At 74.8% G+C, this 23,778-nt stretch carries 25 protein-coding genes; 19 read left to right on the top strand and 6 right to left on the bottom strand.

Features of this window, described 5'->3' with window-relative positions; translation table 11 throughout:
- Positions 1-91: 91 nt before the first annotated feature.
- Positions 92-796 carry an alpha/beta fold hydrolase gene (locus KG102_RS17210; RefSeq protein ID WP_208290267.1) on the bottom strand — a complete coding sequence of 235 codons (705 nt, stop codon included), beginning with the start codon at positions 794-796 and terminating at the stop codon, positions 92-94.
- Between the two features lie 64 nt (positions 797-860).
- On the opposite strand from KG102_RS17210, the gene KG102_RS17205 reads away from it, so the two are divergent.
- The 7 genes from KG102_RS17205 (at position 861) to KG102_RS17175 (ending at position 8,933) form a co-directional block, all read left to right on the top strand.
- The gene (locus KG102_RS17205; protein WP_208290268.1) at positions 861-1,586 is read left to right on the top strand and encodes a helix-turn-helix transcriptional regulator; all 726 of its coding nucleotides are present in this window, start codon (positions 861-863) and stop codon (positions 1,584-1,586) included.
- 58 nt (positions 1,587-1,644) lie between these two features.
- A complete protein-coding gene (locus tag KG102_RS17200) occupies positions 1,645-3,543 on the top strand; it encodes an ABC transporter ATP-binding protein (RefSeq protein WP_208290269.1) in 1,899 nt (632 codons plus the stop codon).
- Positions 3,540-5,327, top strand: a complete 1,788-nt coding sequence (locus KG102_RS17195) for an ABC transporter ATP-binding protein (protein WP_208290270.1) — start codon at positions 3,540-3,542, stop codon at positions 5,325-5,327. The genes KG102_RS17200 and KG102_RS17195 overlap by 4 nt, the downstream gene beginning before the upstream one ends.
- A gap of 76 nt (positions 5,328-5,403) precedes the next feature.
- Positions 5,404-6,399 carry a chymotrypsin family serine protease gene (locus KG102_RS17190; protein ID WP_208290271.1) on the top strand — a complete coding sequence of 332 codons (996 nt, stop codon included), beginning with the start codon at positions 5,404-5,406 and terminating at the stop codon, positions 6,397-6,399.
- Positions 6,400-6,441: 42 nt separating this feature from the next.
- The gene (locus tag KG102_RS17185; protein WP_208213123.1) at positions 6,442-6,657 is read left to right on the top strand and encodes a hypothetical protein; all 216 of its coding nucleotides are present in this window, start codon (positions 6,442-6,444) and stop codon (positions 6,655-6,657) included.
- 81 nt (positions 6,658-6,738) lie between these two features.
- On the top strand, positions 6,739-7,386 hold the full coding sequence (locus KG102_RS17180) for a biliverdin-producing heme oxygenase (protein WP_208290272.1): 648 nt from the start codon (positions 6,739-6,741) through the stop codon (positions 7,384-7,386).
- 119 nt (positions 7,387-7,505) lie between these two features.
- On the top strand, positions 7,506-8,933 hold the full coding sequence (locus KG102_RS17175; RefSeq protein ID WP_249667381.1) for a GGDEF domain-containing protein: 1,428 nt from the start codon (positions 7,506-7,508) through the stop codon (positions 8,931-8,933).
- An 18-nt stretch (positions 8,934-8,951) separates the two neighbouring features.
- Here KG102_RS17175 and KG102_RS17170 read toward each other — a convergent pair whose 3' ends face one another.
- The gene (locus KG102_RS17170) at positions 8,952-10,823 is read right to left on the bottom strand and encodes an NHL domain-containing thioredoxin family protein (RefSeq protein WP_208290273.1); all 1,872 of its coding nucleotides are present in this window, start codon (positions 10,821-10,823) and stop codon (positions 8,952-8,954) included.
- Positions 10,824-10,870: 47 nt separating this feature from the next.
- Here KG102_RS17170 and KG102_RS17165 point away from each other — a divergent pair, with 47 nt between their 5' ends.
- The gene (locus KG102_RS17165; protein WP_208290274.1) at positions 10,871-11,152 is read left to right on the top strand and encodes a hypothetical protein; all 282 of its coding nucleotides are present in this window, start codon (positions 10,871-10,873) and stop codon (positions 11,150-11,152) included.
- A 22-nt stretch (positions 11,153-11,174) separates the two neighbouring features.
- Here KG102_RS17165 and KG102_RS17160 read toward each other — a convergent pair whose 3' ends face one another.
- Positions 11,175-12,227 (bottom strand): methyltransferase, encoded by a 1,053-nt coding sequence (locus tag KG102_RS17160; protein WP_249667380.1) that lies wholly within the window; start codon positions 12,225-12,227, stop codon positions 11,175-11,177.
- Positions 12,228-12,315: 88 nt separating this feature from the next.
- Positions 12,316-12,933, bottom strand: a complete 618-nt coding sequence (locus tag KG102_RS17155) for a TetR/AcrR family transcriptional regulator (protein WP_208213119.1) — start codon at positions 12,931-12,933, stop codon at positions 12,316-12,318.
- A gap of 182 nt (positions 12,934-13,115) precedes the next feature.
- Between KG102_RS17155 and KG102_RS17150 the strand changes: the two genes are divergently transcribed.
- The 3 genes from KG102_RS17150 to KG102_RS17140 all read left to right on the top strand — a co-directional run bounded on the left by KG102_RS17150 (position 13,116) and on the right by KG102_RS17140 (position 16,130).
- Complete coding sequence (locus KG102_RS17150) at positions 13,116-14,378, top strand: sigma-54-dependent transcriptional regulator family protein (protein ID WP_208290275.1); 1,263 nt, start codon at positions 13,116-13,118, stop codon at positions 14,376-14,378.
- Positions 14,379-14,583: 205 nt separating this feature from the next.
- Entirely contained in the window at positions 14,584-15,114 is a 531-nt protein-coding gene (locus KG102_RS17145; RefSeq protein WP_208290276.1) for a DinB family protein, read from the top strand.
- 131 nt (positions 15,115-15,245) lie between these two features.
- The gene (locus KG102_RS17140; RefSeq protein WP_208213116.1) at positions 15,246-16,130 is read left to right on the top strand and encodes a hypothetical protein; all 885 of its coding nucleotides are present in this window, start codon (positions 15,246-15,248) and stop codon (positions 16,128-16,130) included.
- Here KG102_RS17140 and KG102_RS17135 read toward each other — a convergent pair.
- Positions 16,127-17,041, bottom strand: coding sequence for a transglutaminase family protein (locus tag KG102_RS17135; RefSeq protein WP_208290277.1), 915 nt, complete (start codon positions 17,039-17,041; stop codon positions 16,127-16,129). The two genes, KG102_RS17140 and KG102_RS17135, sit on opposite strands and share 4 nt — an antisense overlap.
- Positions 17,038-19,623 carry a circularly permuted type 2 ATP-grasp protein gene (locus KG102_RS17130; RefSeq protein WP_208213114.1) on the bottom strand — a complete coding sequence of 862 codons (2,586 nt, stop codon included), beginning with the start codon at positions 19,621-19,623 and terminating at the stop codon, positions 17,038-17,040. The genes KG102_RS17135 and KG102_RS17130 overlap by 4 nt, the downstream gene beginning before the upstream one ends.
- A gap of 202 nt (positions 19,624-19,825) precedes the next feature.
- Between KG102_RS17130 and KG102_RS17125 the strand changes: the two genes are divergently transcribed.
- From KG102_RS17125 to KG102_RS17090, 8 genes are read left to right on the top strand one after another with little or no spacing between them, the layout of a single operon-like run.
- A complete protein-coding gene (locus tag KG102_RS17125; RefSeq protein ID WP_208213113.1) occupies positions 19,826-20,281 on the top strand; it encodes an Asp23/Gls24 family envelope stress response protein in 456 nt (151 codons plus the stop codon).
- Entirely contained in the window at positions 20,278-20,565 is a 288-nt protein-coding gene (locus KG102_RS17120) for an Asp23/Gls24 family envelope stress response protein (RefSeq protein ID WP_208213112.1), read from the top strand. Before KG102_RS17125 ends, KG102_RS17120 begins: the two co-directional genes overlap by 4 nt.
- A gap of 9 nt (positions 20,566-20,574) precedes the next feature.
- Positions 20,575-20,754, top strand: a complete 180-nt coding sequence (locus KG102_RS17115; protein WP_208213111.1) for a hypothetical protein — start codon at positions 20,575-20,577, stop codon at positions 20,752-20,754.
- Complete coding sequence (locus KG102_RS17110) at positions 20,747-21,106, top strand: Asp23/Gls24 family envelope stress response protein (RefSeq protein ID WP_208213110.1); 360 nt, start codon at positions 20,747-20,749, stop codon at positions 21,104-21,106. Before KG102_RS17115 ends, KG102_RS17110 begins: the two co-directional genes overlap by 8 nt.
- Positions 21,103-21,678: a DUF6286 domain-containing protein gene (locus tag KG102_RS17105; protein WP_208213109.1), complete on the top strand. Its 576-nt coding sequence runs from the start codon at positions 21,103-21,105 to the stop codon at positions 21,676-21,678. The genes KG102_RS17110 and KG102_RS17105 overlap by 4 nt, the downstream gene beginning before the upstream one ends.
- Positions 21,675-22,253 carry a hypothetical protein gene (locus KG102_RS17100; RefSeq protein ID WP_208213108.1) on the top strand — a complete coding sequence of 193 codons (579 nt, stop codon included), beginning with the start codon at positions 21,675-21,677 and terminating at the stop codon, positions 22,251-22,253. Before KG102_RS17105 ends, KG102_RS17100 begins: the two co-directional genes overlap by 4 nt.
- Before the next feature lie 53 nt (positions 22,254-22,306).
- Positions 22,307-22,669: an AtzH-like domain-containing protein gene (locus tag KG102_RS17095; RefSeq protein ID WP_208213107.1), complete on the top strand. Its 363-nt coding sequence runs from the start codon at positions 22,307-22,309 to the stop codon at positions 22,667-22,669.
- Positions 22,666-23,778, top strand: a complete 1,113-nt coding sequence (locus KG102_RS17090) for an epoxide hydrolase family protein (RefSeq protein ID WP_208290278.1) — start codon at positions 22,666-22,668, stop codon at positions 23,776-23,778. The genes KG102_RS17095 and KG102_RS17090 overlap by 4 nt, the downstream gene beginning before the upstream one ends.

Genomic DNA, 23,778 nt, shown 5'->3' with positions numbered 1-23,778 from the left:
GGTCCTTCGAGGACTGGCCCCGACGCGAGACGCCCGGGCGGCCGATGTGCTGACATCCCCTCTTCGGCCGCCGACCCCTCCCTGGATGCACTCAGCCGCGCGCGGCCGTCGCGATGGCCTCCGCCAGGTCCGCGGGACGCGAGAACATCGGCCAGTGCCCGGTCGGCAGGTCCACGTACGTGAGGTCCGTGCTCTCACCCAGCTCCGTGTGGAAGGGCGGGCCGCCGTGCGCCATCGTCTTGAGCACCTCGGACGGCAGGCTCGTGCAGATGACGGTGGCCGGCACGTCGAAGCGGCGCGGGTCGCTGACGTGCACCGCGCCGCGCGCGACCTCGCCGGGGTGGGGCACCGCCCGCCGCCGGAACTCGGCGAGTGCCGCCTCGTCGATGCCCTCGATGCTCGATCCCTGCGCCTCGAGCTCATCCCAGGCCGGCAGGGGAACCTGCTCGGTCGCGGACGGGTCGATCGTGGCGCCCTCCTCGAGCGGTCCGGAGTCCACGTAGATCGCCCGGCGGATCCGGTCGGGACGCCGGTCGACGACCTCGCCGACGAGGGCGCCCCCGCCGCTGTGACCGACCAGCACGACGTCGCCCTCCAGCTGGTCGACGAGGTCGGTGACGGCCCGCACGTGGTCCGCGCGCGTGATGCCGGCGCGGTCGGCCGGGCCGGCGCCGGGCTCCAGGCCGGGCAGGGTCAGTGCGTGGACGTCGAAGCCGTCGGGCAGGGCGGCGACGACGTCGTCCCACGCCCACGCGCCGAGCCAGAAACCGGGAATCAGGATCAGTGAAGTGGTCATGGCTCTACCGTCCACCCGGCGCGGTGACACCCGTCTGTCACCTTTGTGTCACCATGCTGGGACCGTGAACCGGACCGACCGCCTGTACGCCCTCGCGGAGGAGCTCCGCCGGGTCGGCCGCGCCGGCACGACGAGCACCCGGCTGGCGCGGCTGTTCGAGGTGTCCCCGCGGACGGTCAAGCGCGACGTGTCGGCGCTGCAGCAGGCGGGGCTGCCGGTCGTCGCGCAGGCAGGGCTGGGCGGCGGTTACGTGCTCGCCGCGTCCGCGGGGCTGCCACCCGTGAACTTCACGCCCGCCCAGGCGGTCGCCCTCTCGCTCGCGGTGCACGCGCTGCCGCCGGGCAGCCCGTTCCGGGCCGACGCCGAGGCGGCCCGCGGCAAGGTGCTCGACGCGCTGCCCCCGGCGGACCGGGCCCGCGCCGACGAGCTCGCCGGGCGCGTCTGGTACCGCGCGGACCGGTTCGACGACGCGGCTGCGCCCCTGGTGCTGCGCGCGGTCGAGGAGGCGATCGCGCGGCACCGCGTACTGGCGATCGAGTACCGCAGCGCCGGGGGCGCGGTGAGCCGGCGGCGGGTCGAGCCGATGCTGCTGGCCCGCACGGAGGGTCGCTGGTACCTCGTCGCCTGGTGCCTGTCACGCGAGGCCGTGCGGTGGTTCCGGCTCCCGCGGATCGGGCGGGCGGACCTGACGCCGGCCCGCTACGACCCGCGCCCCGTGGCGGACGTGGGAGCGCCCCCGGCGGACGCCCGCCCCGTCTCGGTGCGCGCATCGGACGAAAACCCCGTGTGACGGGGGCGGCGCAGCCGCTACGTTGGCCGCGCTCCCACACTCGTGGCAAGGAGTCCGCGTGCCCGCCGTGCCCATGCTCAGGTCCTGGTACCGCAGCGCCGTGGTCCCTCGCGCGGGCATCCTGCGCCTGCTGCCGTCGGCGGGTCCCGCCCTGGTGCTCGGTCTCGCGCTGCTCGACGTGGTGCTGGGCCTCCTGCCGGTGGCGTTCGTCCTGGCCACGAGCGTGGTGGTCGGGCAGGTACCCGCGGCAGTCGACGGCGGCACCGGGTCGGCCGCGTGGGGCGACCTGGTGCGGACCTTCGTGCTGGCCGCGGTCCTCTTCCTCGCGCGGCAGGTGCTCGCGCCGCTGCAGACCGCGCTCGGGGTGCGGATGCAGCGACGCATCGACGGCGACCTGCGGGACCGGGCGCTGCGGATCGCGCTGCGGTCCACCAGCATCGCGCCGATGGAGGACCAGGCGACCCTCGATGCGCTCGCCGAGGCCACGCGCGAGATCGAGGCCGACTTCCGCAGCCCGGGTGCGGCCGCGGCGGGCCTGCTGGCGCTGATCGCCCGGTACGTCCAGCTCGCGGGGTTCGCCACGATCCTCGGCGTCGTCGTCTCCTGGCCGGCCGCCGCGGCGGTGGTCGTGGCCACGATGGTGTTCCGGTACGGGCAGCGCGGCGGCCTGCGCCGGTACTCGCAGGTGTGGAAGGACGTCGTGGGTTTCCGCCGGCGCTCGACGTACCTGCGCGAGGTCGCCATGGGACCCGACGCCGCCAAGGAGATGCGGGTCTTCGGTCTGGCGGGGTGGTTCACCGACGAGTACACGGACGCGACGGAGCGCATGCTCGGCCCGGTCGCCGCCCGCCGCCGTCAGATCTACCTGGTGCCGTACCTCGTCTACACGGCGATCGGGCTGGGGATCAGCGCGGCGGTCCTCGTGTCGATCGCCCGGTCCGCCTCGGCCGGCGACATCACGCTCACCGCGCTGGCGCTCGGCATCCAGTCCGTGGTCGCCGCCATCGCGCTCGGCGAGTACTACCCGGAGTCGGACGTCCAGACGCAGTACGGGATGCAGGCCGTCACGGCGCTGGCCGAGTTCGACCACCGCATGGCGGAGGCGGAGGCCCGGCTCCCCGGCGCGGGCACCGGCCTGCCGGTCCCGGCGGGGGCACCCGAGTCGTCGCTGAGGTTCGAGGGCGTGTCGTTCGCGTACCCCGGCAGCAGCCGGCTGGTGCTCGACCGCCTCGACCTGGAGCTGCCCGCGGGACTGTCCACGGCGATCGTCGGCGTGAACGGCGCAGGCAAGACGACGCTGGTCAAGCTGCTCACGCGGCTGCACGAACCGACCGCCGGGCGCCTGACCGTGGACGGCACCGACCTGGCGGACCTCGACGCCGCCTCGTGGCGCCGGCACGTCAGCGTGGTCTTCCAGGACTTCGTGCGGTACGAGCTGTCCGCCGCGGACAACATCGCGGTCGGCGCCGTGCACGCCCCGCGGCAGGACGCGGTGCTGCGGCGCGTGGCCGAGCGGGCGGCCGTCGCCGACGTCGTCGACGCGCTCCCGGCCGGCTTCGACACGACGCTGTCGCGGGCCTACGAGGGTGGTGCGGACCTGTCCGGCGGCCAGTGGCAGCGGATCGCCATCGCGCGCTCGCTGTACGCGCTCGAGGCCGGCGCCCGCGTCCTGGTGCTGGACGAGCCGACCTCGGCGCTCGACGTCCGGGCCGAGGCCGAGTTCTTCGACCGGTTCGTCGAGCTCACCCGCGGCGTCACGTCGGTGCTCATCTCGCACCGGTTCTCCAGCGTGCGGCGGGCGGACCGGATCGTCGTGATCGATGCCGGCCGCGTGGTCGAGCAGGGCACGCACGACGAGCTCGTCGCCGCCGACGGGCACTACGCCCGGCTGTTCCGGCTGCAGGCCGAGCGGTTCGCGGCGGGACTGGACGCCGACGGGAACGAGGTGGATTCGTGAAGCAGACCCTGCAGGGCAGCTGGGCGCTGCTGCGGCTCGCGGGCAGCATCAGCCCCGGCAAGCTGACCCTCTCCGCGGTGCTGATGGTGGTGCAGTCGGTGGCGCTGCCACTGGCGGCCCCCGCGCTCGCCACCCTGACCGATGCCGCGCTGGCGGGGGACGTGCGGCGTGCCACGCTCGCCGCCGTGCTGGTCGCGGTGACGATCGTCGCCGCGCTGACCGCCGGGCACTTCGCGCACATCTACTACTTCGAGCTCGGCGACGCGGCGATCATGCGGCTCGAGCAGGACCTCATCGCGCTCTCGCACGACTCGGCGGGGATCGAGCACCACGAGCGCCCGGAGTACGCCGACCGGCTCCAGGTGCTGCGTACCGAGCTCAGCCGGTCGGGATGGGGGTCGATGCAGGCGCTGCTGTCCGCGATCGGGCTGGGCGTGGCGCTGGTCATCACCGGGGTCCTGCTCGCGCAGCTCAACCCGTGGCTGCTCCTGCTGCCGCTCGCCGCCCTGCCGCCGCTGGCCCTCGGCCGCCGCGCGGAGAACGTCCTGGGTGCCGCGCGCGCCGCCGCCGCGACCGACAACCGCCGGGCGCGGCACCTGTTCGTCCTGTCGCTCGACGCGTCGGCCGCGAAGGAGCTGCGCACGTGCGGGCTGGGCGAGGAGGTCCGGTCCCGGCTGGCCCGGTCCTGGGACGCCGCGACCGCGATCCTGTGGGCGGGCGAGGTGCGCGCCGACGCCCTGCGCGCGACCGGACAGCTGGCGTTCGCCGTGGCCTACGTCGCCGCGACGCTGCTGGTGCTGCGGGACGCGGTGGCCGGTCGCCGCAGCGTCGGCGACGTGGTCCTCGTCATCACCCTCGCGTCGCAGGTGAACCAGCAGGTCACGGCCGCCGTCACCATCCTGCAGCAGCTGCAGCGCGCGGCCCGGAGCATGACGGACCTCGCCTGGATGCGGTCCGTGGTCCGCGCACAGAGCGTCGCCGGGGCGGGCGTCCCGGCGCCCGACGTGCTGCGCGACGGCATCCGGTTCGACGGCGTCTCGTTCACCTATCCCGGCACCGACGCGCCCGTCATCGAGGGGGTCGACCTGGTGCTGCCCGCCGGCACCAGCATCGCGATCGTGGGCGAGAACGGCGCCGGCAAGACCACGCTGGTCAAGCTCCTGTGCCGGTTCTACGCCCCGAGCACGGGGACGATCACCGTGGACGGCGTCGACCTGCACGACCTGGACCCGGTCGGCTGGCGCGACCGCACGGCGGCCGGCTTCCAGGACTTCTGCCGGTTCGAGCTGCTGGCCCGGCAGAACGTCGGCGTGGGCGACCTGCCCCGGATCGACTCCGACGAGGCCGTGCTGGGGGCGCTGGAGCGCGCGCACTCCTCCGACGTGCTCGCGCGCCTCGAGGACGGCCTCGACACCCAGCTGGGCACCACGCACGCGGACGGCGCCCAGCTGTCGGGCGGGCAGTGGCAGAAGCTCGCGCTCGGCCGCGCGATGATGCGCGAGCAGCCGCTGCTCGTGGTCCTGGACGAGCCCACCTCGGCGCTCGACGCCCAGGCCGAGCACGACCTGTACGAGCGGTACGCGGCGCACGCGAAGGCGGTGGGCGCGACGACGGGCGCGGTGACCGTGCTGGTCTCCCACCGGTTCTCCACCGTGCGCATGGCCGACCTCATCCTGGTCGTGGCCGACCACCGGGTCGTCGAGGCGGGCTCGCACGAGGACCTCGTGGCGGCCGACGGGCTGTACGCCGAGCTGTTCGGGATCCAGGCCGCCGCGTACCGCTGACGCCCTGCGCGTGTGGGCGCCGGGCGGCAGACTTGCACCGCTCCGGGGTTCCGGACGTCCGACCCAGGGGAGCCCCATGGACCACCGCAAGGCACGCGAGACCAAGGCGCAGGCGATCGACTACGCCCGTGAGCTCACCGCGCAGCTGGTGCGGCCGTCCGAGGTCACCGGTGGGGAGCCGGCGCTGGCCATCGGTCTGGCGCCGCAGCCGGACGGGTCGTACGTGCTCGCGGTCCGATACCGCCTGGGCCTGCCCTCGGTCCGCAGCGTCGCGCGCAAGCTCGTCGCCGAGGTGGGGCAGGACGTCGACGTGCGCCGTACGGGCCGGATCCGGACGCTGGCCGACGACCCGTCGAAGGTGCGCCCGCGCCCGCCGGTCGTCACCGCGCGTGCGTTGGGCGAGACCGGCCGCACGCGCCCGCTGCGCCCCGGGATCTCGATCGCCCACGTGGACGTCACCGCCGGGACGCTGGGTGCGTTCGTGCACAAGGACGGGGTCGTCCACGCGCTGTCCAACTACCACGTGCTGTCCGGGTCGCCGCGGGCGAGGGTCGGCGACGTGATCGTGCAGCCCGGCCCGGCGGACGGCGGCCAGGCCCCGCGCGACCGGGTCGGCACGCTCGCCGCCCGGGTGGACCTGGACGCGGAGCGGGACGCGACCGTCGACTGCGCGATCGCGCTGCTGGACGACCAGGAGGTGGACCCGCGCTACCCGGTGGGGCGCATCACCACCACGGCCGTGGCGCTCGGCGGCGAGGAGGTCGCCAAGATCGGCCGCACCACGTCCGTCACGCGTGGGCGCGTGACGGCGATCGAGCTGGACGACGTGGTGGTCGGGTACGGCGAGGAGCTCGGGGAGATCCGGTTCGACAACCAGATCGAGGTCGAGTCCACGGGCAGCGGCCCGTTCTCCCGCGGAGGCGACTCCGGGGCCCTCGTGTACCGCGAGGACGGGGTCGCGCTGGGACTGCTCTTTGCAGGCTCGGAGTCGGGGGGCGACAATGGCACCGGGTTGACGTACATCAACCCCATCGATGCCGTCCTGGACGCTCTCGGGGTCACGCTGGTCTGAGACCGGCTCCTCGCGGCCGTCGGCCGGCGGGAAGCGGGACACGTGGCGGACCTCGAGCAGGCCAGGGCAGCGAAAGAGCACCTGCGCACCAGGTTGAAGGGCCGCTCCGACGTGCGCGGCATCGGCATCGCCCGGTCCGCCGACGGGTACCAGCTCCAGGTGAACATGTCCCACGAACCCGGCCCGGACCTGCCCGGGGCCGTCGACGGGGTGGACGTGCGGGTGCGCGTGGTCGGCACCATCCGCGCCAGCGCCTGACGCCCCCGTCCGCACCGCAGGGTAGGCGCACCTAACCTCCGCTATGGTTTCGTGACATCTCGTCAGCACCCAGGGAGTCCCGTGACCGCCATCGCCGTTCCGCAGGTCGTCCCGCTCTCCGTCGCTCTGCGGGAGGGGACGCGCGGCGAGCACGAGACGGCCGAGAGCTCCGGGTTCGTCGAGCAGCTCATGAGCGGCGGCCTGGACCGTGCCGCGTACGCCGACCTGGCGGCCCAGCAGCTGGCGGTCTACACCGCGCTCGAGGCTGCCGGCGCCCGGCTCGAGGACGACGGCGGCCTGGTCTTCGCCGAGCTCACGCGGGTGCCCGCCATCGAGCAGGACCTCGCGCACCTGTACGGCCCCGGCTGGCGGACGCGGATCCGGGTCCTGCCCGCCACGCAGGTCTACGTCGACCGGCTCGTGCAGACCGGGGACTCGCTGCCCCGGTACGCCGCCCACGCGTACACCCGCTACCTCGGTGACCTGTCCGGCGGACAGATCATCAAGCGCATGCTGCAGCGCCACTACGGCTTCACGTCGGACGGCATCTCGTTCTACGACTTCCCGCAGATCCACAAGCTCAAGCCGTTCAAGGACGTCTACCGCGAGCGTCTGGACGCCATCCCCCTCGACGACGAGCAGCGCGTGGCCGTGGTCGAGGAGGCGCGCTACGCGTTCCGCCTCAACGCGGACGTGTTCGCCGAGCTCGGCGCCGCGCACGTCCGATGATGCCGATACACCCGAGTGCGCCGGCGGACGCCCGGTTGCCCCAACCCAGACGGGTGATCTCACGCACCTCTCATCCGTCTGCGTCGCTCCAGGACGGACCGAGGGTCGATGATGGCACCGTGACGCGTCGCGGCACGGCAGCCGAGGGTGCGCGCGCGGACAGCAGGTCCGCCGCGGCCACCCTCGGCGTGCGCGCGCTCGCCATGGCAGCCCACCGCCTGGACCGCTGCCGCTCGATCGACGAGGTCGCGCAGGTCGCCGCCTCGGTCGCGCTCGAGGTCCTGGGCGCACGGCACGTCACGTTCGGCCGCATCCAGCAGGACACGCTGCGCACCGTCGTGATCGAGCCGGCGCCGGTCGATCCGCGCGTGGTGTGGCTGGTCCGCGCGTCCTATCGTGCGGACGACCGGCCCGCCCTGCGGACCCTGATCCGCGACCGCGCCAGCTGGGTGGCGCACGCCCGCACCGTCCACGACGAGCCGACGGCGCCGGGGGACCCCGACGCGGGCGACCCGGTGGAGGTCGAGACCCTGCGCGAGCTGGACTCCGTCAGTGCGCTGGCCTCGCCGGTGGTGGTCAACGGCAGCGTCTGGGGGCAGATCCATGCCGTCCGCTCACGCCCCGGTCCGCCGTTCCGGATCGACGACGTCGCGCGCGCGGAGGTGCTCGCGGCGCTCGCCGCCGGTGCGATCGCGCGTGTGGACCTCGAGGCGCAGGTCCGCCACCTCGTCGCGGACGACCCCCTGACGGGCCTGGCCAACCGCCGCATCGCCGACGCCGAGGCGGAGGCCGCGCTCGACTCCGGCTACGAGACCTGCATCGTCATGTGCGACGTCGACGGCCTCAAGCGGGTCAACGACGAGCTCGGCCACGACACCGGCGACGACCTGCTGCGCTCGGTCGCGGACGTCCTGAGCCGGGCGTCGGCCGCGCTGCCGGGGTCGACCGCGGCACGCATCGGCGGCGACGAGTTCTGCCTGGTCACCGTCGGCCGTCGGCGCGCCGAGGTGGCGGAGGTCATGGCCGCGACCATCGCCGAGTTCCCCCTGCCCCACGGCGCCGCCATCTCCTACGGGATCGCTTCCACCGCGGTCACGGGGTCGGTGTCCGCGCGGCACCTGTTCCGCCAGGCCGACACCGCGCAGTACAAGGCCAAGCGGGCCCGGGCGCGCACGCTGCGCGCGGCGGCGCCGGCTGCGGCCGACCCCGCGGTGACCGCGGAACGGGTGCTCGTCGCCGGTACCGCCGCGATCGTGGCCGCGCAGTCCGGTGTCGTCCCACGCCTGTGCGCGTTCGCGGCCGCGGCCACGGAGACGCTGGGCGGTTCGGCGTGGGCCGTGCTCACCCGGCGCAGCGCCGACGACCCGCCCGCCGCCGTCGCGCGCGGGGGCAGCCCCGCCGAGCTGGGCGTCGAGTCGTCGACGGCCGTCGTCATCCACGGGCTGTGGCAGGTGGAGGTCGGCATGTCCGCGACGGCCGCCACGGGGGAGATCGTCGCCACCTCGCTCGACGCGCTCGCCGCCGTGGCGGTCCTCGGGGCGCGCTGAGCCCCCGTTCGGCGCCCCTCAGCCGTGCAGCGGCAGGGTCAGCGTGGCCGGTGCGCCCTCGACCAGCCGGACCGGCACGCCCCAGTCCTGGGCGTTGAGGTGGCAGGCCGGGTACTCGATGGCGGGGTCGGCATCGCAGCTGGCCGCGTGCGCGGTCACGTGCAGGACGCCCTCCGGGACCGAGGGGTCGAGGCGCAGCACGCGGTCGAGGGGCACGTCGTCGCCGGCGCCCTCCAGCAGCAGCCCGGGAGGGGTCGAGGAGACCTGCAGGCGGGTCGACGGGCCGTACCGGTCGTCGTACTTCTGTCCCGCCGCCGGGGTGAAGACCACGTCGAGCCGGACCGTGCCGGGCGACAGCTCGGTCACCGGGCGCTGGGTGCGGTGGCTTCCGGAGTCGAGGATCTCGCCCACCAGGGTCGCGGGCAGCGCGATCCGGGTGAGCCGGTGGGCGGCCGACTCCACCACCAGCAGCGTGGGCCCGTCGAGCACGACGATCCCGCTCGGCTCGGCCAGGCCGGTGGCGAGGGTGCTCACCTCGCCGTCGGCGTACCGGCGGACGGCACCGTTGTACGTGTCGGCGACCACCACCGAGCCGTCGGGCAGGACGGCGACCCCGAGGGGGTGCTGCAGGCGAGCCTGGTCGGCGGCCCCGTCGCGGTGGCCGAAGTCGAACAGCCCCTCACCGACGACGGTGTGCACGGTGCGGTCCACGGGGTCCACCCGACGCAGCGCCGACGTCTCGGAGTCGGCCAGCCAGATCGTCTCGTCGGCCGCGACCGCGAGGCCGGACGGCTGCGCGAACCAGGCGTCGTCGAGCGGTCCGTCGAGCAGCCCCTCGTTCATGGTGCCGCCGAGCAGCTGGATCGAGCCCTGCACCGCGTCGAACACCCACAGCGTGTGGTTGCCGGCCATGGCCACGACGAAGGCGCCCAGCGGCTGCGACCAGGTGACGTCCCACGGGGAGGACAGCTTCTGGCGCCGCGCCGGGGACACCGGTCCGTGCGCGGGGTCGGCGCGGACGTTGTCCGAGGCGCCGACCATGTACTGCTCGCCGGTGCCGGCCACGGTGGTCACCGTGCCGTCGGCGAGCCGGACGCCACGCAGCGCGTGGTTGACCGTGTCGGCGACGAGCACGTCGTACCCGAGCACGGGGCGCAGCTCGTCGGGGACCAGGCACAACCCGTTGGGCTCGCTGAACCGTGCCTCGTCGGGACCCCCGTCGACCAGCCCGCGCTCGCCCGAGCCGATGCGCCGCACCAGGGTCTCTCCGTCGGCCTCGAGCTCGGCCAGCCCGTGGTGCCCGGCGTCCGCGACCAGCAGGTGGCCGTCCGGCAGGGCGACCGCCTTGGCGGGGAACCGGAGCGTGCCCTCGCGCGGCGCGGGCGGGACGTACGGTCCGTCGCCGCGGTGCAGCGTGCCCTTGGCCTCGTGCTCCGCGACCAGCTCGCCGACCAGGATCTCGACGTTGCGCTGGTGGCCCTCGCCGGCCATCTGCGCCACCACGTAGCCCTCGGGGTCGATGACGACCAGCGTCGGCCACGCGCGTGCCGTGTACGCCGACCACGTGACCAGCTGGGGGTCGTCGAGCACCGGGTGGTGCACCTCGTACCGCTCGACGGCGGCCGCCAGCGCCACCGGGTCGGCCTCGTGCACGAACTTCGGGGAGTGCACGCCGACGATGACCAGGACGTCGCGGTGCTGCTCCTCGAGCTCGCGCAGCTCGTCCAGGACGTGCAGGCAGTTGATGCAGCAGAACGTCCAGAAGTCGAGGATGACGATCTTGCCGCGCAGGTCCGCGAGCGTGAGGGTCTTGCCCCCGGTGTTCAGCCAGCCACGCCCGGCAAGTTCCGAGGCGCGGACACGGGGGAGGCGGGAGGATGCGTCGGTCACCCGCCAAGTGAACACGACTTCGCGGCGGCACCGGACGACGGAGGGTCATGAGCAGGAAGAGGAAGAAGAAGCACGACGAGCGCGCCGCGCGGTGGGGGCTGGCGGGCCTGGGCTTCGCGGTGCTCGCCGCGCCGGTCGCGATCTGGGGCTTCTTCGACGAGCCGGCCGGGTGGGCGTCGGCGTCGGCCGGGGTCTGCCTCACGCTGGGCATCGTGTGCTGGGTCGTCGCCACGATCGTCGACGCGCGCGCCGAGCAGGTCTCGGGGTGGCGCGTCATCGGCCGCACGCTGTCGGCGCCGTTCCGCTACCTCTACCACTTCATGGTCTAGGCCGGCGGTCGGCAGGCTGCGGTCAGGTGCGGTCGAGGACGTAGATGCGCGGGTGGTGGCCCTTGGCGAACACGCGGGTCGTCGAGCGGACCCGCCACAGGGCGTCGGCGTCCCGCAGGCAGCGCTCCATCACCTTGACCTCGTGCGTGAGGACGACGAACCGGGCACCGGGAGCCGCGGCGTCGTGGGCCGCCCAGAGCATCCCCGCGTGGACCTCGGCGTTCGTCGCGTGCGAGCCGTGCAGGGTGCCCCACGGCGGGTCGGCCAGGAGCAGGTCCCAGCCGGTGCCGACCGCTTCGACGAGAGCGGGGCCGGCGCAGTCCGCGCGCACCAGCCGCGCGTCGAGCGCGGCGGCGCCGAGGTTCTCCGACGACGCGGACAGGGCGTCGTCCGCGACGTCCGCACCGACCGCCTCGGCTGCGGGACCCGCGGTGAGGCGCTCGACCAGGAGCGTGCCGGAGCCGCACATGAGGTTGAGGACCCGGTCCTGGGGGTGCACCTCGCCGAGCCGCACCATCGCCGCGGCGATCGTCGCGTTGACCGCACCCGGGTAGTCGGCGACGCGCCAGCGCCGCGCGGACAGCGGGCGGGACCCGACGCGGACCAGGACGTCCCAGCCAGGATCACCGGACGGTCCGGGCCGCACGCCCCGGCGCACACGCAGGACGAGCTCCCCGGCGGCCTCGTCGTACCGCAGCCCGGTGGCCTCGGCGAGCAGGTCGGCCAGCCGCCCGAACACGGCGGAGTCGCTGCCCGCGGCCTCGAACCGGAAGCTCGAGGAGCTGCCGACCCGTAACGAGGCGTACATCGCGTCGACGATGCGCTGGAGATGGTCGCCGCTGGTCAGCGACTTGGGCCGGGGGACGTCGAAGTGCAGGACGAGGAAGGCCGCGACGGCCGTGCGCAGGTCGAGCACCGCCTCCAGCGGACCCCAGTGCGCCACGTCGAGGGCGTCCTCGCGGCCGGGCACCGGCGTCGGGCTGCCATCGAGCATGAGGATCCCGGCCGCCTCGTCGGCGAGCACGTCGGCCAGGCCAGGCAGGAACGTCAGCTCGAGGTCCGTGGACCGCCGCACGGGAGGCCGCGTCCGGGGCCGCCGACCGACCGGGTGGCTGCCGTGATGGGCGGGGGGAGTGCCACCGCGGGCGCGCTTCGCCACCGGGTCAGGCCGACGCGAGCTGGGGCACGGAGGCGGTGGCGCCGACCGCGCGGAGCACGAACGTCTCGGTCTGCAGGATCGCGCGCTCGCGCTCGGGGCCGTCGGCAGGCACGCCGCGGCCGGACAGGCACGCGTTGACCAGGGGGACGGTGACGTCCAGGTCCTGGGGAGGGAAGGCGCCGGACTCGATGCCGGCGGCGAGGATCCGGCGCAGGATCTGCTCGACCACCACGACGTGCTCGCGGACGCGCTGCTGGGTGCCGCGGGACAGGACCGAGCGCAGCTCGGGGCCGGGGGCCAGGTGGTAGACGCGGGTCAGGGTGGCCTGCTGGCGGACGTAGGTCCGCAGCTGCTCGGTCGGGTCGTCGATGTCGTCCAGCGCGCGCTGCAGCGTGGTCGCGTACTGCTCGGTCTCGTGCGTGATGAACCCCAGCAGGAGGGACTCCTTGTCGGGGAAGTGGTTGTAGACGGCGGTCCGTCCCACGCCGGCCGCGTTCGCGATCTCCGCGAGGGTGATGGCGTCGAACCCCTGCTCGGCCATGAGGGCCGCGAGCGCCCCGAAGAGCTTCTGGCGCGTCTGCTCGCGGTGCTCGTGCAGGGACCCGCCGATGATCTTGGGCATGGTGACATGATCGCACGGAGTGTCATCAAAATGGGCCGACGGCCGAGTGTGGAGGGTCACCTCCGCGCGATCCTGCGGAACACATGTCCGATTTGGGGGGTCTCCGGAGCCCGGGGTTCGTAGACTCGCTGGCGCAGGCCCTGGCCGGCGTGCTAGTGCAGGGCCCGATCTGGAGGAGCCGGATGAGCGAGACCGTGGATGCCGCCCGGGTGCGTGCTGCCCACGAGCTGTTCGTCACCACCGGCCAGGTCCCCAGCCGCGCGGTGCGGACGCTCGTCGCCGAGTCGTGGCGGCGTAGCCGGCGCAGCGGCGTCGACCCCGACGTGCAGAACGCGCCCGTGGACATGTCCGGCAACGCGCTGTCCGGCTACCGTCGCGCCCTCGCGCTGGCGGCGGCGATGCCGGTGATCCGCGAGCTGCTCGTGCGCCCGGGAGCCGATGCCGGGTGGGTCACCGCGCTCACCGACGACGTCGGCCGGATGCTCTGGGTCGAGGGCGACCCCCAGGTGCGCAGCCGGGTCGAGGGCGTCGGGTTCGTCGAGGGCGCCGTGTGGCGCGAGGACTGTGCCGGGACCAACGCGCTCGGCACGGCCCTGACCACGAACCGGCCGGTGCAGGTGGTCGGCAGCGAGCACTACGCCGTGAAGATCCACCCGTGGAGCTGCTCCGCCGTCCCGGTGCACGCACCGAGCGGCCAGGTGCTCGGGGTGCTCGACGTGACGGGCGGCCCCATGGTGGCGTCCGGCCTGGTGATGTCCCTCGTGCGCGCCACCGTGGCCGCCGTCGAGGCGGAGCTCGCGCGCGCCGCGGCGGCACCGACCGAGCAGCACCCGGTCGTCGTGCTCGGCGGCACGGCCACCGCACGCCTGCGCGTGCTGGGCGCACCGACGCTGCACCTGGGCGGCGCCACGGTGCGGCTGAGCCTGCGCCACGCCGAGCTGCTCCTGCTCCTGTCGCGGCACCCCGCAGGCCTGAGCGCCGACGAGCTCGCCGTCCTGCTCAGCGAGCACGAGCTGTCGGACGTCACCGTGCGTGCCGAGGTCTCCCGCCTGCGTCGGCTGGTCGGCCCCCTGCTGAGCGAGTCGCGCCCGTACCGGCTGACCGCCCCGCTGCGCACCGACGTCGACATGGTCCACGCGATGCTCGACACGGGCGACGTGGATGCCGCGCTCACCGCCTACTGCGCCCCCGTCCTGGCGCGGTCCGTGGCGCCCGGCGTCGAGCGGATCCGCGACGAGCTCGCGGCCGACGTGCGCGGTGCCGTGCTGGCGAGCCCCCTGCCGGAGGTCGTCAGCCGCTGGCTGGCCTCCGACGCCGGTGCCGAGGACTGGCAGGCGTGGGAGCGGCTGGCCTGGCTGGCGCCGAAGGGCTCCCCGGTCCACGTGCGCGCCGTGGGCCGCCTGGACCTGCTGGGCCGCAGGCTCGGAGCCCCGCCGCGCGCGTAGAGGCGTCCCACCCGCAGAACGACAACGCTGCAACCCTCCTGCAACGGGTGGCGCCCTACGGTCCGCATGTACACGTGACGGCGGCTGGGCGAGGATCGGAGGGGAACTTCGCCCAGTCGCGGCGCGCGGGGCGGCGCCAGGCGACTGGCGGGAGATCGACGCCTCCTGGCAGTGAGGCCGAGGACGTGTCGTCTAGCGTGCCAGGATGACGACGAACGAGCAGATCCCGCCCGACACCAAGGACTGGACGTGGGTGCTGTCGCAGCAGTGCCCGGACTGCGGTCACACGGCCGTGGACGTGGCGGGCCCCGACGTCGGCGCGACGCTCCGGGAGGCGACGCCGCGGTGGGTGGCGGCCCTCCAGCGCCCCGACGCCCGTGACCGGCCGGAGCCCACCACGTGGTCGACGCTCGAGTACGGCGCCCACGTGCGGGACGGGATCCGGATCTTCGGTGCCCGCCTGGACCTGATGCTGACGCAGGACGACCCGCTGTTCGACAACTGGGACCAGGACGCCACCGCGCTCGAGGACAGGTACGACCTGCAGGACCCGTCGGTGGTGGCGGACGAGCTGGCCGAGGCGGCCCGGGCCACGGCCGACCGGTTCGACTCGGTGGCCGACGACCAGTGGGAGCGACCGGGGCGGCGCTCGAACGGGTCCCGGTTCACCGTGCTGACCCTCGGGCAGTACTTCCTGCACGACGTGGTGCACCACCTCCACGACGTCCGCGCCTGACGCGACGGGAGTTGTCCACAGGTTGTGTCCACAGCCGTGTGCAGCACGCCGGAACCTGTGGACGACGCGCGTGCGGACGACTCGCCGAAACGACATCTGCGCGACTCACAAGGTGTGTACGGTCCTGCGGCATGAGTGTGCCCAGCGTGGATCTGCCCCGGGAGCTCGACGGCCTGCACGTCCTCGTGCTCCCGGGGGGCACCGACCCGCTCGACCTGGCCGCCGCGTGGTTCCCGGACGCCGCCTGGGCGCGGGAACCGGTGAGCGCCGGTGAGGCGGCGGCCCGGTCCCGGCCGATGACCGGTGCCCGGTTCCGCGGCATCGCCGCCGAGGCGGCCGACCCGGCACCCGGCCTGCTGCGGCTCGACGGTTCCACGTCGCTGGAAGGACCGGTGCCCGGCGGCCCCGCGGGGCAGGTGGACCTGTACGCGCTGGTGCCCGCGGAGTCGCACGCGCCCGACCTGGCGCTGGCCTGGATGACGGCGGCGGCGCGGCGTGCGGGAGGCAGCGTCGTCACCGCCGACCGTGCCCGGGTGGTGGTCCCCGACCCCGGCGCCGCGGTGGACCTGACGCTCTGGTCGGCGCAGCCGCTGTCCGCCCAGGACGCGCTCCCGCTGGTGCGGCCGGCCATGAGCGGGGCGCGTGTCGGCCCGACCGAGGTGCCGCAGCAGGCGGCGGACGGGCTGACGTTCTCCGTGACCGCCACGTTCGAGTACGACGGCGCGATCACCGTCCGCACCGGCCGCTCGGCGGAGGTCCCCGCGGCGCTGCTGCGGCTGGACTGGCGGGCCTACGGACCGTGGTCGTACCGGGTCAGCTGGCAGCCGCCGGAGCCGGAGGAGCTGCACGTCGAGCAGCCGTCGCAGCTGCACCTCATCGCCCGGGCGCGGGTCCAGCCGTCGGTCGCGCGCGTCGCGGCGGCCCTGTGGCGGGCCGTCGGCGGGACCGTGGTGGACAGCGGCGGGTTCGTCGTGCCGCCCGAGGAGCTGCAGGACCGGGCGACCGCGCGCCGCTAGATGAACGGGTCGGTGCCGCTGGGCACCAGGTCCACCGACACCGTGAGCCGCGAGCCGGACCCCTCGGTGAAGATGACGCCCCGCAGCGGCGGCACGTCGTCGTAGTCGCGACCCCAGCCGAGCAGCACGTAGCGCTCGTCGACGAGCTGGTCGTTGGTCGGGTCGACCTCGACCCAGCCCGCGCCCGGCACCCAGGCGGACACCCAGGCGTGGGACGCGTCCGCTCCGCGCAGCTTGGCGCGGCCCGCCGGCGGGCGGGTCTCGATGTAGCCGCTGGAGTACCGCGCGGGCAGCCCGTGCAGCCGCAGAGCCGCGATCATCAGGTGCGCGAAGTCCTGGCAGACCCCGGCCTTCTGCGCGAGCAGCTGCGCCTGGGTGGTGTGCACCGTGGTGGAGCCCGAGCGGTAGGCCAGCTCCGTGCGGATCCGGTGCGCGAGCTCGACGAGCACCTCGACGACGGGGCGGTCGGACTCGAACGTCGGGGCGGCCCACGTGCGGACCTCGTCGACGAAGGTGACGTGCGGCGACGGCAGCAGCGCCTCACGCAGGTCGACCAGGCCCGGGTCGAGCCGGCCGACCTCCCCGGCGGCGACCCGGCGTGCGACCTCCTGCCAGGAGACCGTCGGCAGCGCCGCGGGGTCGGGTGCGGGCCGGGTGACCTCGACGGTGGAGCGCGCGGTCACGACCAGCCGGGTGTGCGGTGTCGTGACCCCGAAGTACGTGGTGCGGTTGCCGAAGTAGTCGACGTGCGCGGCCGTGTCCGCCGGGGCCGGCTCGATCTCGATCGTGGACGCCACGCACGCCTGGCCGGGCACGTCCCGGGGCGTCATCGTGGTGCGGCCGTAGGAGTCGGTGACCGTGTGCGCGTACGAGTACGTGGTGCGGTGGACCAGGTCGTAGGTGCGGCTCACTCGCCACCACCGTCCCGGGCGTCCCAGGGGTCCTCGAGCGCCTGGCTCGGAGCCAGCCGGACGAAGTGCACGCGCTCGATCTCGTCGGCCGCCGCCTGCAGGCGCCACCGCATCGACTCCAGGGTCTCCTCCAGGCGAGCGCGTCGCCCGTCCTCGGTGACCGCGCCGGCGATGGCCACCGGGTCCACCTCGGCGAGCAGGTCGGCGACGTCGGACAGCAGGTGGTCGCGCTGGTCGGGCGCGCGGCCGGCGAGCGGGACGAGGGCCAGCGACTCACGCAGCCGGTCCAGCTGGTAGGCCAGCGAGCGGGGGTTGCTGCCGTCGAGCAGCAGCAGGTCGAGCATCTCGGCGACGCCCGCGCCGGTCTGGTTGCGCCGGCGGTACGTGATCAGCGACTCGTGCGCCAGCAGCACGGACTCGCGCACGACCGACTCGACGTCCGCGGGTCGGCGCTGCACGACGGTGGCGAGCAGCGTCTCCACCAGGTGCTGAGCGCGCTCGATGCGGCGACCCGCGTCCAGGAACTGCCAGCCGACGTCCCGCACCAGGCCCTCGGCGGCGATCCCGGCGATCGCGAGCAGGCCCTCGAGCACCTTGTCGAGCGCGGGACGCAGGCCTGCCGTCACCGTGTTGCCGCCGGCCACGCCGAGGTCGAGCAGATCCCGGTCCGGCACGCGGCCGCGGGTCTTGTTCCGCTCGTCGCGCAGCGCGCGCTCGATCCGGGCGAGGGGGCCGAACGTGTCGGTGGAGAGCTGGTCGCGCACCGCGGCGGCGGAGGTGGCCAGGCGGCGGACCGACCGCGCGACCGTCCCGGCGGTCTGCGGGTCGAGCACCAGGTCCCGGAACGACGGCGGCGACTGCTCCGTGGGGGTCAGCGAGGCGATGAGCACGTCGAGCGCACGGCCGCCCGCGGAGGCCGGGCGCTGGTGGAAGTCGTCCCAGCGGTCGACGACGACGCGCAGCACGCGGCTGGCGTCCTCGGCCCGCTCGGCGTAGCGGCCCATCCAGTAGAGGTTCTCGGCGGTGCGTGGCGAGATGCCGGTCGCGGGGCGGCGCGGCGTGGGGGACTCGCCCGCCGACGACTCGTCGGACGGCACCCACGGCTCGACGGGCGCGTCGGGCTGGCTGGACAGCACCCACACGTCCTTGGCCGCGGCACCCAGCGCCGACGAGACCACGTGGCCCGGGGCGACGCGCGCCAGCCCGCCGGCCATGACGGTGTACGAGCCGCGGTGCGCGACGGCGTAGGTCCGCAGCACCGCGGCGCGGGGCCCGAGGTCGGCCGGCCCGATACCCTCCGCGGACGGCAGGTCGCTGCCGACGCCCACGGGCGTCCCGTCGACCGTCGGCCCGACCGGGCCCACCGGTTCCTGCCCGACCCACAGCCACGGCTCGGCGCTGATCCGCGCGGCCAGCTGCTCGCGCTCGCGGTGGCTCAGCGTCCAGCCCAGGATCGTCCCGACGCGGGTGCCCCGGACGGTCGGCAGGACGGCCAGCCGCTCCAGGTTGGCCAGCACGTGCTGCAGCGACCGCGGCTCACCGCACCACCAGGTGGGCGCCGAGGCCAGCGCGAGGTCCTGCCCGAGCACCGCGTTGGCCAGCCTCGGCAGGTAGGTCAGCACGGCCGGGTTCTCCAGCACCGAGCTGCCCAGCGGGTTGACGACGCTCACCGTGCCGGCGCGCACGGCCCGCACGAGCCCCGGCACGCCGAGGCGCGAGCCCTGGCGCAGGTCGAGCGGGTCGCACCACTCGGCGTCGAGGCGGCGCAGCACGACGTCCACCGGCTCGAGGCCCTCGACGCCTCGCATCCAGACGCGGCCCTCGCGCACGAGCAGGTCCGAGCCCTCGACCAGCGGGAGGCCGAGCATCGAGGCGAGGTAGGCCTGGTCGAACGCGGTCTCGCTGCCCGGTCCGGACGTCAGCAGGACGACGCGCGGCTGCTCCGCGTCGCCCGGTGCGACGTCGCGCAGGGCGACGCGCAGCGCGCGGAAGAACGGCCCCAGGCGCTGGATGGACGCCTGCCGGTACACCCCGGACAGGACCTGCGACACCACGCGTCGGTCCTCCATGGCGTACCCGACGCCCGACGGCGCCTGCGTCCGGTCCGCGACCGCGCACCAGGCCCCGGTCACGTCGCGCACGAGGTCCGTCGCGGTGAGCACCAGCTCCCGCCCGCCCGGCAGGCGCAGGCCGTCGACCGCCCGCACGAATCCCGGGTGGCCGAGCACGACGGTGGGGGGCAGCAGCTTGTCGGTCAGCAGGAGCCGGTGGCCGTAGGCGTCCTGCAGGATCGCGTCGAGCAGCTCGGCCCGCTGGACCAGCGCCGCGTCCAGGCGCGCCCACTCGGGCTCGTCGACGATGACGGGCAGCGGGTCCAGGTGCCAGAGGTGCTCGCCGTCCTCCTGGTCCGCGCCGTACGTGACGCCGTGGTCGGCGAGCAGCCGTTCCGCCTCGTCGCGCGCACGGGCCAGACCCGAGGCGGTGGGGGCGTCGTCGGGGTCGGGGAGCCACGACCAGTCGGGCCGGTGATCGACGAGTCCCGGCTCGCCCACCGGGCGCGGGGAGGAGAGCAGGTCGGTCACACCGACCAGTCTCTCCCACGTCGGGCCTGTCGGGTGGGCCTGACCTGCGTGTCCGGTCGTGCCGTGCGGCGCCGGAGCCCGTGAGGTGCGGCGATGCGCGAAGGAGAGCATGCTGGCAGAGGTGACGCACGTCACATCCAGCGCCCGTGACGCACCACAGAACCGCCATCCACCGTGCACGTCAGCGTCGAGAGAGGTCACCATGAGCGAGTCGTCCACGACCGTCACAGCGCCTGCCGCCCGGACCCGGCAGAGCGCGCTCGTCACGCCCGAGGGCAGCACCACGATCGCCGACACGGTGGTCAGCAAGATCGCCGGGATCGCGGCGAGCGAGGTCACCGGCGTGCACTCCCTCGGCGGCGGGGCCGCGCGTGCGATCGGCAACCTGCGGGAGCGCATCCCGGGCGCCCGCACCAATCACTCGCAGGGCGTCTCGGTCGAGGTGGGCGAGACGGAGGCCGCCGTGGACCTCGACCTGGTGGCGGAGTACGGCGTCTCGATCGCCGACCTCGCCGACGGGATCCGTCGCAACGTCATCAGTGCGGTGGAGCGGATGACGGGTCTGCACGTGGTCGAGGTGAACGTGACGGTCAACGACGTCCACCTGCCGCAGGAAGACGCCCAGCCGGCTCCCCCGCCGGAGCACCGGGTCCAGTGACGAGGCCCGACGAGCCGCCGAGCCGCGCCGAGGTCGTCGCCGCCACCGTGCTCGCCGTCCCGGGCGTCGTGCGGTTGCACGGCGGGCGGTTCGGCGAGGTCGGCACCTATCTGCCCGGCCGTCGCGTCACCGGGGTCCGGCTCGATGACGAGGGCACCGAGGTGCACGTCGTGGTCACCGGTGCCGAGCCCGTACCCCGGACGGCGGCACGGATCCAGCGGGCGGTCTCCGCGATCGCCCCGATGCCCGTCCGCGTCCACGTCGAGGACATCGACACCATCTGAGGAGCCACCGTGTCATCTGTCGCCATCGGGCTGTTCGCCGGCCTGCTGCTCGCCCTGGTCGCCGCCGTCGGCGGGTTCAGCATGTTCGTCCTCGCCCTGGTGCTCGGGGCGGTCGGAGTGGTCGTGGGCCTCGCGGTCGACGGCCGGATCGACATCCCCGGCCTGGCCGCCGGCCGCGGCCGTGGGTGAGCCCCGCGGCGGGCTCACCATCGCCGACCGCGCCCTGACCCGCATCGCCCGCCAGGTGACCCTGGAGGTCCCGGGTGTGGCGGCCGAGGAGGACTCAGCCGGGAACGTCGGGCGCACGCTCGGCCGCGGCTACCCGCGCGTGCGCTGGCAGCGGGCGGGTACCCGGGCGCGGGTCGAGGTGGAGGTGGCGATCACGTGGCCGGCGTCGGCCGCGCAGGTCAGCAGCGGCGTCCAGGCCGCGCTGCACCGCGAGCTCAGGCGCCTCGCGGGTCAGGACCTCGCCCACGTCAGCGTCGCGGTGCGCGAGGTCGTCCGTCCGTCGTCGGCCCGACCCGCTGCGAGGGTGCAATGACCCACGTCGACCCCCCGCGCGGTTTCCCGCCCGCTGCGCCGGCGACCCGCGCCGGGCGGGTCGCCTGGGTGAGCATCGTGCTCGCCGTCGCGCTCGTGGCGCTCGGGGTGCTGGTGCTCCGGGACGCGCTCGTCCTCGCCGGGCGCGTCTCGGGCGACCTGTGGCTGCCTCCCCTGGTGGACCGCGCGGACGGCGTCACGCCGACGACCGCCGTCGTCGTGGTGGGCGTCGTCGCCGCCCTGCTGGGGCTGTGGCTCGTCGCGGTCGCCCTGGGGCGCCGGGTCCGCACCCGCCTGGATGTCAGGTCGTCGACCGGCACCACCCTCAGCCTGCGCGACGCCGCCCGGCTCGCCGCGTCGGCTGCCGAGGACGTCGACCGCGTGCTGTCCGCGCGCGCGTCGGCCACCCGGCGATCCGTGACCGTCACCGTCACCACGCTCCCGGGCGACGACGTCGCCGACGCGGTGCGCGCGGCCGTGACCGAGCGTCTGGCACCGCTGGCGCAGCCGCTGTCGGTCAAGGTGGCCGGCCGGGTCACGGCGGGTCTGGCCGTGGGGGGTGACGGGCGATGAGTCGTGCGATCCTCGCGTTCGACCGGGTGGTCGTCCTGCTCCTGGGCCTCGTCCTCGTCGCGCTCGGGGTGGCGGCCGTGGGGTGGCGGACCGGCTTCCTGGAGTCGCTGTGGCCCGACGTCCCCGGCCGGATCGGGGTCGACACCGGCCGGGTGACGGGGGACCCGAACGCCGCGCTGCTGACCGGCCTGGTCGGTGGTGCGCTCGTGGTGATCGGGCTGTGGTGGCTGCTCGCGCACCTGCCCCGGCGATCCGTGGGGTCGCTGCGCCTGCCGCCGGGCGAGCACGCCGGGCGGCTCGTGGTGGACCCGCGGCCGGCCGTGGACACGGCCGCCGACGTGCTGGCCGACGTCCCGGTGATCCGGTCCGCCCGAGGTGCCGTGCTGGCCGACCGGGGGGAGCGCGTGGTGCGCCTGCGGGCCACCGTCGACCCGGACGTCGACCTCGCCGAGGTCGTCACCGCGTGCGACGAGGTGCTCGCCGACCTCGCCCACGTCCTGCCGACCGACCAGCTTCGCTCGCGCGTCGAGCTGTCGGTGCTGCGCCGCGGGGAGGCGTCGCCGCGCGTGCAGTGACCGCTGTCGGTGGTCGGGAGCAGACTTCCCCCACGCGAGCGAAGGAGGCGGCGATGGACCGGGACGCGGTCATGGGCTGGGTCGAGCGGTACGAGCAGGCGTGGCGGGCGCAGGACGTGTCCGCGGTGGAGGGGTTGTTCGCCGAGGGTGCCCGCTACCTGCGCTCCCCGTACGCGGAGCCGCTCGTCGGGCTCGACGCGATCCGGGGGTTCTGGGTGGACCCGACGCCGTTCACCATGACGGCGAGCGTGATCGCCGCCGAGGGGCCCGACGCCGTGGTCCGGGTCGAGGTGCAGTACGGCGGCGGCGAGCCGCAGGAGTACCGCGACCTGTGGGTGCTGCGGTTCGACGGTGACGGTCGGGCGGAGCTGTTCGAGGAGTGGGCGTACTGGCCGGAGAAGTCCGGGTCGGAGTGACGGCGGAGCCGTTCGCCGCCGCGGTGCCCGACGAGGACCTCCGCGACCTGCGGGACCGGCTGTGCAGGACGCGCTGGCCGCTGACGCTCGAGTCCGCCGGGTGGGCGCGCGGCGTGCCCGTCGCCTACCTGCGGGACCTCGTGGGGCACTGGGTCGACGGGTACGACTGGCACCGCGTGCAGGCGCGCCTCGACACGGTGGACCAGGTCCGGACGCAGCTCGACGGTCAGACGATCCACGCGCTGCACGCCCGGTCCGCGCGGCCGGACGCCCTCCCCCTGGTCCTGACGCACGGCTGGCCGGGCTCGGTGCTCGAGTACGTCGACCTGCTGGGACCGCTGACCGCGGCCGGGCCGGACGCCTTCCACGTGGTCGTCCCGCACCTGCCCGGCGTCGGCTGGTCGGCCCCGCTGTCCGGCGAGGGCTGGGACCATCGCCGGGTCGCGCGCGCCTGGGCGGCCCTCATGGCGTCGCTCGGCTACGACCGGTACGGCGCCGCGGGCGGGGACACGGGGTCCGTCGTGTCGCCGGAGCTCGGTCGGGTCGCGCCGCAGCACGTGGTCGGGGTCCACGTGCACGGCAACCTGGACGTCCCGCAGGTGGACCCGGCGTCGCTGACGGCCGCCGAGGCCGAGCGCCTGGTCTGGGCGCAGCACCGCCGGGTCACGGACACCGGGTACGCCGCGCTGCAGTCCACCCGGCCGCACACCATCGGGTACGCCTTGGCCGACTCGCCCGTCGCCCAGCTGGCGTGGATCGTGGACAAGTTCCACGACTGGACCGACCCCGCCGTGCCGGACCCGGCCCACGCGGTGGGTCGGGACCACCTGCTCGACCTGGCGACGCTTCTGTGGGTCACCGGCACGGGGCCGACGTCGGCCCACCTGTACTACGAGAACCGCGTGGCGACCGTGCCCGAGCGCGGCCCGGACGTGGTCCCCTTCGGGCACGCGCTGTTCCCCACCGACCCGGCGATCCGGCACGTCGACCAGCGCGAGCACCGGCTGGTGCACTGGACCGAGCACGAGCGGGGCGGCCACTTCGCCGCGCTGGAGGCGCCGGACCTGCTCGTCGAGGACCTGCGGACGTTCTTCCGGCCGCTGCGCTGA

It is taken from the genome of Cellulomonas fengjieae, from assembly GCF_018388465.1.
GTDB classification, from domain to species: Bacteria; Actinomycetota; Actinomycetes; order Actinomycetales; family Cellulomonadaceae; genus Cellulomonas; species Cellulomonas fengjieae.
Note: the sequence above shows the minus strand (reverse complement) of the source record. Positions and strands in the feature narration are given on the sequence as shown.